Here is a 6,605-nt window from a genome sequence, read left to right as displayed (position 1 = left end):
GTGCGGCCTCGAGCGACTTCTGCAGCCGCATCTCCTCTTTCTCACTCTTGCCGAGCGCCGCCAGCAGCTCCGCCAGTCGCGCTGCTTCGCTGGCATGGATCGTCGACAGCTCGTCGAGCCTGTGGCGCGCCTGCGATTCCCGCTTCAGCGCCTTGTCGAGTTCGATCGACAGGTTGACGTGCTTTTCGCGCAGCATCTTGCTTTCGCGCAAGCGCCTGTTGGCCTCCACCGTCCTGGCGGTCAGCCGCTTGGCGATGTCGCCGAACTCCGCTTCGCGTTTGGCGCTCGAATTGGCTGTCTCCACCAGTTCCAGCCTGACCGCGGCCAGTGCCGCACGCAGCGTCTCCCGGTCCTGGACCAGGCTTGTCTCGCGCTGCTGCAGCGCTTCGAAAGCGCCGTCGCGCTCGCGCAGTTTTTTCACCGCATCGTGCAGCTTTTCCGACAGCGCCCTCTGTTCGGCGGCCAGGGCGGCATTGGCAACCTCCAGCTCGTTGGCGCGCAGGATGTCGCTGTGCAGGATGTTGAGGAATTCGCGCGTCAGATGGTGTGAGGTGCCGATCTCCGACAGCTTGTCGTTGATCTCCTCCAGATAGTCCCTGGCATCATGGAAGAGACCCTCGAAGGCGCTCAATGCGGCCAGCCGGGTCTGTGTATGGGCAGTCAGCCGTGGCGCGGTTTCGGAACTGTCCGCACCCTCGGCATTCCCTGCATTGTCGTCATTTGCCGCGTCGGCCTGGGGTGGCCCGCCATCGGCTGCCGCCTGGGCATCCGGCACATCGTCGCCCTCCGGCGGCGCCAGGTCGTCGGCGTCGAGACTTGCATCCAGCGCGTCCGCCAAATCGATCTGCAGGTCCTGGATCGCTTTATCCACGTCTTCAGCACGCTTGATCAGGCCTCTGAAGTTCATCACCAAACTCCCCTTACGCATACCTCTCTTCGCACTTAACGAATTGCTAATATAGCTTTACATCCGCGGCTTGCGCAGGGGAAGCCCCGTCGGCACAAAGGTAAATTTGGGACATTTGGGGGCTGGAATAGCCCGAACAACCAATGCCGCAGCCGGGAAGAGCCGGATTCCTCTGACGGTGTGGAGGTCTGAAGGACGGCAAGACCGTGGCCGCTCAGAAGAGCCCGCGCGAGACCTCAAGGGCAGCGGAGAAGCTCGCCTGATCTCTTGGCAGGCGCAAGATCACTATCGCAGGGCCGGGCCGAGTGCTCTAACCCAAACGGTCTCAGCTGCTTTTCGGGACTGGTACCAACTGGATCGGAGGTCGCTCGCCGGACGCGTTGCCCAGCGCGATGGCGACCCGGTCGCGCCCATTACCCTTGGCTTCGTAGAGCGCGTGATCCGCGGCATTGGTCAATTCGGCCCAGCCCACGCCATGCTCGGGGTAGGCGGCGACCCCGAACGAGGCTGTAACGGTGCCCAGCGTTCGGCCGCGATGCGTCAAATGAAGCTTCCTGATTGCCTGGCGCAGCGCTTCCGCCCGCTCGGCACCTTCCTGGACCGAGCTTCCCGGCATGACCAGGGCAAACTCCTCGCCGCCGTAGCGCGACACGACATCGCTATCCCTGGCGTGCTCGATCAAGGTGGCGGCGACCTGCTTCAGGACGAGATCGCCGGCTTCGTGGCCGAACGTATCGTTGAACTGCTTGAAATGGTCGACATCGAGCATGATGACCACCAGCGGCTGGCCCGAGCGTTCCATCCGGCGCAGTTCGCGGCTGCTCGTCTCCTCGAGATATCGCCGGTTGAACAGACTGGTGTTCGGATCGCGGATCGACTGCTGCCGCAGCGTTTCGCGCAGGCGCAGATTGGCCAGCGCCAGCGCCAGCGTGTCGACGACGCCGCGCAGGATCTGCTGTCTTTCAGCCAGCCATTGCGGCTTCTCGGCCGCATTCGGTTCGCACAGATGAAGGATGCCCAGCGTTTCGCCTTGCGCGGCCAGAGGCATGCAGACATAGCCCTTCTTGCCGTTCTCGGTGATATGCGCGCAGCGCGGCGTGAGCATGCCGGGGCCGGCGACATGTTCCTGGCCGCGTCTGAGCGCCCAGCAGTCTTCCGGCGCGAATTGCGTGGCGCTCGAGCGGACGTCGCCCCAATGCGCCATCTCTTCCACCAGATTGCGCGACGCGCTGGTCAAGTGGACGGTTCCGCTCAAACCACCGAGGAACTCGGCCATGGCGGTGCCGACCACCGAGAACGCTTCCGGGAAGGTGACGCAGGCCTGCAGCAGTTCGCCAAGCTTCACCAGACGGGTCGTGGTTTCGGACTTTTCGTGCAGTTCACGGTTGAGGAGTGCCAGCTGATCGGCACGCTCGTTGACCACTCCCTCCGCACGGCGCAGCTCGCTGATGTCGTTGAGCGTAAGGACGAGGCCGCCTTCGGATCGGCTGAGCGGACCGCAACTGGCGATGACCGGCAGGTGCGAGCCGTCGGATCTGGCCAGGCGCACTTCGCCCTGCTGCTGGCGGCCCGTGGCTAGCGCCATTTCGATGGGAGAAGCGCCGGCGGCGAACGCGCCGCCTCTGGGATCGCGAATGGTCAGCACCGAATCCCATTGCTGCCCGACGATCTTGTCGGCACGCCGCCCGATCATCATTGCCGCCGCCGGATTGGCGCTGGCGATGCGGCCGTCCCCGTCTAGAACCGCGATGCCTTCGGCAGCCGTCTCGACGATGTCCTCGACATGCGCACGCGCCGACGCAAGCTGGTCCGCCATCGTGTTGAAGCCATCGGCCAGCTGCCCGAATTCATCGTTGCGGGCGTGGCTGATGCGCGTCATGGCATTGCCTTTCGCCAGCGCTTCCATGCCGCGCATCATGTCCCCGAGGCCAGAGCTGAAACGGCGGAGCAGCTGCCATGCAAAGCCGACCGCGACCAGCACGGCGGCCGCCGCGCTGAGGCCAACCAGCCAGAGCAGGCTGTCGGTGCTTTGTTCGGCGGCCTGCAGAACAGGGTCATATTCCAGCAGCACGGCGCCGATGATCGTACCCTCGGGATTTTCGATCGGAACAGCCAGTATGGCGTTCACTTCCTCCGGATCGACAAATCTGCGCGGAATGCCGTCCGCCAGGGTCTGGCCGATTTCGTTGCCGGGGTCGTGACCGAATTTGTCGCCGACCTGGTGCTCTTCGTCTGCGGCATGGGCGAGGATGGTCTTGTTGTTGTCGAGGACCAGGAAATCCCGGTGCAGGCGGCGGTGCTGGTGCAACATGAATTGCTTGAGCGCCTCGGGCCGCTCGAGCAGCGAAGGCGTCCCGTCGGATGATTTGAAGACGATGGTGTCGGCCAATTCCCGCGCGACGTTGGTCGCTTCGGTCAACCCCAACGATTTGGTCGCCACTTTCTGCGTAAAGATCGCGACGCCACCGACCAGCCCGATCAGAGCCGCGGCGGCCACCATGGAGAGAATGATCTGACTCTTGATGCGCATGTCATGGCCCCGCCGAGAACGACGGCATCTCGCATGTCCAATCGAGCCAGCATCTCATTCCCGGCTTTTATTACCAAATGCTTATCAACGTCCTAACGATGCCAGCCCCCTTCTCCTCGCAGGCGCGGCTGGCGCTGCGCTAACGGGGCACCATGACCTGGAAAACCGCAAGGTCGGCGGACTTTTACAGACGCTGGTGTTCAAGGCATGTGTCAGAGGTTTGGTGGGTGGGGTACGCTACCAACCGGCCCCGGCATCGTCACGCCAGTTCAGCAGTAACAGTCGTCGATCATCTTCGCGTTCGTTGCAACCATTTCCCGGACCGCGGTGGAGAACTTTTTGTCACCGGCTCCCTTGGCTGTCGCCTCCGCTCCGCCCGGCGCAGCGGCGATGAAGTTTCTCGTAAATGCCACGAGCCCGGGTGGTCCTTTCATCGTGGTAAAGCCGCGCTCCTTGCAGGCGTCGAGAAACTCCTGCGCGCGACCCTGTTCGATGATCGCGCGTATGTGAAGCACCACGCCTTCGACAGAGAGTTTTTTGGTATGCCGCCTTGTCGTGCCGTCCTTGGTCCTGAACGAACTCGCGCCCGCCGCCGTTCTGGTCGCCTTTGCCATGGGTTCCTCCTAGGTTGATCCGCCTGTCGATGCTGTCGCGCCGTGAAACTACTCTCCGGTGATCAGCTCGAGTACCTTGGATTTCCTGTCGCGATAGTTGCTGTCGTCCACGCGCTGAAGCTCGCGCACCCCGGCCTCTACCTGGCGCTCATACTCTTGCTGCTCCGCCTTGCTCCGTGCCTCGGCTACGGTCAGTCCCCCCTCCGTAGGAGGCAGTTGCATGACCAGCGTCAGTGTATGGATGTCCACCCTTTCCGTGGTGGCTGTCAGCGTGCTGCCCTTGACGTCGGTGCCGCTTAGCCGTTTGCCCAATTCGAGTTTCGGGCTGATACCGGCATGCAGAGTCGTGGTGAAAACAAGCGTTTCATTCATGGAGGGCACTGGCACCTTGTCCCGCTGCGTGAACAGGTCGGCTTCCGATATCTGGCCGATCAGGTTTCCCGACTGGTTGGACGTTATGAAACTCCTGACGATTTCAATCAGATTGAGCTTCCCGGCAATCGGATAAGCGCCGTTCGGAAGAGGCTCGCCGCCCGCAAGCTCGGCCCGGAATTTGTTGCACTGGCGGATCGTCGGAAGATTGGTCAGCAATTCGTCGACCCGGTCCTTCTGGACAAACTCCCGCTTAGCCCGCCGCTTGCCTTCGAACGATGCGTCGATGGGGCTGGTCAGCGTTCCTCGGGTAAATACACTCAAAAGATCGACACTACCGCCCAGATTGTCGGTCTGGGTCATGTCGAACACATATTTGTAGAAGATAAAAACCTTGGAGTAAGTCTCAACAACTTGCTTGAGCTGCTTTTCTTTATCATGAAGATTTTTGTAGCCTGACGTGAAAAAATCCCGAAATACTTTAGACTCATTTTTGGCCTTCGCTTTTGCGATGTCATCCTTGCTGAGCGTGGCGCTGTCGGGCGGCATGAACCGCGCCAGATGGTCGCGACTGAGGCTGGCCGCAACCGCCATATTGTATTTGTCCCTGTCCAGGGAGAGCGCGCCGATCAACAGCGTGATATAGGCATCGCGCATTTCGCAACGGATCGCCTGGGCGATGCGGGCAGTATCCAGGCCCCCCGTGACCTGCTGGGTCGTCGGCCGTACGGCGCAGGCAAATAAAACCTGAGCGGCGGCCAACAATGCGGCCGCGCGGCAAATCGTTCTATACAGGCGCAAGTTTCCCCCCTGAGCCAATCCAGATTTATACTGGAAAGGCGCAGTAAATCAACAATTGCCAACTTGTGTCAATTGGGAGTTTTAGAAATTGTTAATTTAGAGCGTATTACCTGCGGTCTTTGAAGGCGGCATGGACGCGGGTGAATGCCGGTCGGGATGGGCTGCCGGCGCTAGCCTGCACGACGCACGGTTCCTCACCCCCCCCCATGAAATGAGGGCGAGGAACCCAAGTCTTGCTAAGTCACCCCGCCATGGCCAGCGGCACGGCGCTCTTGTTGGGGATCTGGATGTCGATTTCCAGCGTCGACATGGTCTCGCCGCGGTCCATCGAGACCTGCAGATAATCCTGGTCGATCTGCACATGCTTGGCGATGACGGCCATGATCTCCTCGCGCAGGATGGAGACGAGGTCTGGCTGGCTGCGGTTGCGGCGCTCATAGGCGAGCAGCACTTGCAGCCGCTCGCGCGCCACCGGCGCGCTGGAGCGCCGCTTGAAGATGTCGAGCAGGTTCATGCCGCCCTCCTTCCCAAAAGACGATCGAGGAAGCCCTTGCGCTCGAAGGGCACGATGACGGGCAATTCCTCGCCCTCCAGCCGCCTGGCGGCGTCGATATAGGCCTTGGCAGCGGAATTGAGCGGCTCCGACAGCGTCACCGGCGAACCGAGGTTGGAGGCGCGCAACACGTCCTGGCTTTCCGGAATGATGCCAAGCAGCGGCACCGACAGGATTTCCAGCACGTCGTCGATGGACAGCATTTCGCCGCGCGACGCACGCGCCGCATCGTAGCGCGTCACCAGCACATGCTTGGCGATCTGCTCGCCCTGCTCCGCCCGCAAGGTGCGCGCGTCGAGCAGGCCGATGATGCGGTCGGAATCGCGCACGGAACTGACTTCCGGATTGGTGACGATGACCGCCTCGTCGGCAAAGCGCATGGCGAGCTGCGCGCCGCGCTCGATGCCGGCCGGGCTGTCGCAGAACACGTAGTCGAACACCGAGCGCAGCTTGTCGATGACTTCGCCGACGCCTTCCTCGGTCAGCGCATCCTTGTCGCGCGTCTGCGAGGCCGGCAGCAGGAACAGCGTCTCGACCCGCTTGTCGCGGATCAGCGCCTGCGAGAGTTTGGCCTGGCCCTGGATGACGTTGACGAGGTCGAACACCACGCGCCGCTCGGCGCCCATGATCAGGTCGAGGTTGCGCAGGCCGACGTCAAAGTCGACCAAGGCCACCTTCTTGCCGGTCTTGGCCACGGCCGCCCCGAGGGCCGCCGTCGAGGTCGTCTTGCCGACGCCCCCCTTGCCCGAGGTGACCACCACTACCTTGCCCATTGAAAAGCCTCCGTTGTTGTTTTCTTGGTCGGGCGACCATCGGCCGCCCCAATAT

The 6,605-nt window shown here is 62.2% G+C and carries 5 protein-coding genes and 1 pseudogene; all 6 read right to left on the bottom strand.

What is annotated here, in order from left to right; all coding sequences use genetic code 11:
* Positions 1-907: pseudogene (locus EN939_RS16015) on the bottom strand (hypothetical protein); the annotation flags it as partial.
* A 325-nt stretch (positions 908-1,232) separates the two neighbouring features.
* The gene (locus EN939_RS16010) at positions 1,233-3,437 is read right to left on the bottom strand and encodes a sensor domain-containing diguanylate cyclase (protein ID WP_127268762.1); all 2,205 of its coding nucleotides are present in this window, start codon (positions 3,435-3,437) and stop codon (positions 1,233-1,235) included.
* Positions 3,438-3,706: 269 nt separating this feature from the next.
* Positions 3,707-4,051 carry a hypothetical protein gene (locus EN939_RS16005; protein WP_127268761.1) on the bottom strand — a complete coding sequence of 115 codons (345 nt, stop codon included), beginning with the start codon at positions 4,049-4,051 and terminating at the stop codon, positions 3,707-3,709.
* Positions 4,052-4,099: 48 nt separating this feature from the next.
* Complete coding sequence (locus tag EN939_RS16000; protein ID WP_164751016.1) at positions 4,100-5,185, bottom strand: hypothetical protein; 1,086 nt, start codon at positions 5,183-5,185, stop codon at positions 4,100-4,102.
* 280 nt (positions 5,186-5,465) lie between these two features.
* Positions 5,466-5,738 carry a cell division topological specificity factor MinE gene (minE, locus tag EN939_RS15995; RefSeq protein ID WP_024501686.1) on the bottom strand — a complete coding sequence of 91 codons (273 nt, stop codon included), beginning with the start codon at positions 5,736-5,738 and terminating at the stop codon, positions 5,466-5,468.
* On the bottom strand, positions 5,735-6,550 hold the full coding sequence (gene minD, locus EN939_RS15990) for a septum site-determining protein MinD (RefSeq protein WP_013530671.1): 816 nt from the start codon (positions 6,548-6,550) through the stop codon (positions 5,735-5,737). Before minD ends, minE begins: the two co-directional genes overlap by 4 nt.
* Between the last annotated feature and the right edge of the window lie 55 nt (positions 6,551-6,605).

It is taken from the genome of Mesorhizobium sp. M7A.F.Ca.CA.002.05.1.1 (assembly GCF_003998335.1).
GTDB lineage: Bacteria > Pseudomonadota > Alphaproteobacteria > Rhizobiales > Rhizobiaceae > Mesorhizobium.
Note: the sequence above shows the minus strand (reverse complement) of the source record. Positions and strands in the feature narration are given on the sequence as shown.

Excerpts from the sequence above, each read along its gene's own strand:
- EN939_RS16010 (WP_127268762.1), bottom strand. The coding sequence starts at position 3,437 with ATGCGCATCAAGAGTCAGATCATTCTCTCCATGGTGGCCGCCGCGGCT.
- EN939_RS16005 (WP_127268761.1), bottom strand. The coding sequence starts at position 4,051 with ATGGCAAAGGCGACCAGAACGGCGGCGGGCGCGAGTTCGTTCAGGACC.
- minE (WP_024501686.1), bottom strand. The coding sequence starts at position 5,738 with ATGAACCTGCTCGACATCTTCAAGCGGCGCTCCAGCGCGCCGGTGGCG.
- minD (WP_013530671.1), bottom strand. The coding sequence starts at position 6,550 with ATGGGCAAGGTAGTGGTGGTCACCTCGGGCAAGGGGGGCGTCGGCAAG.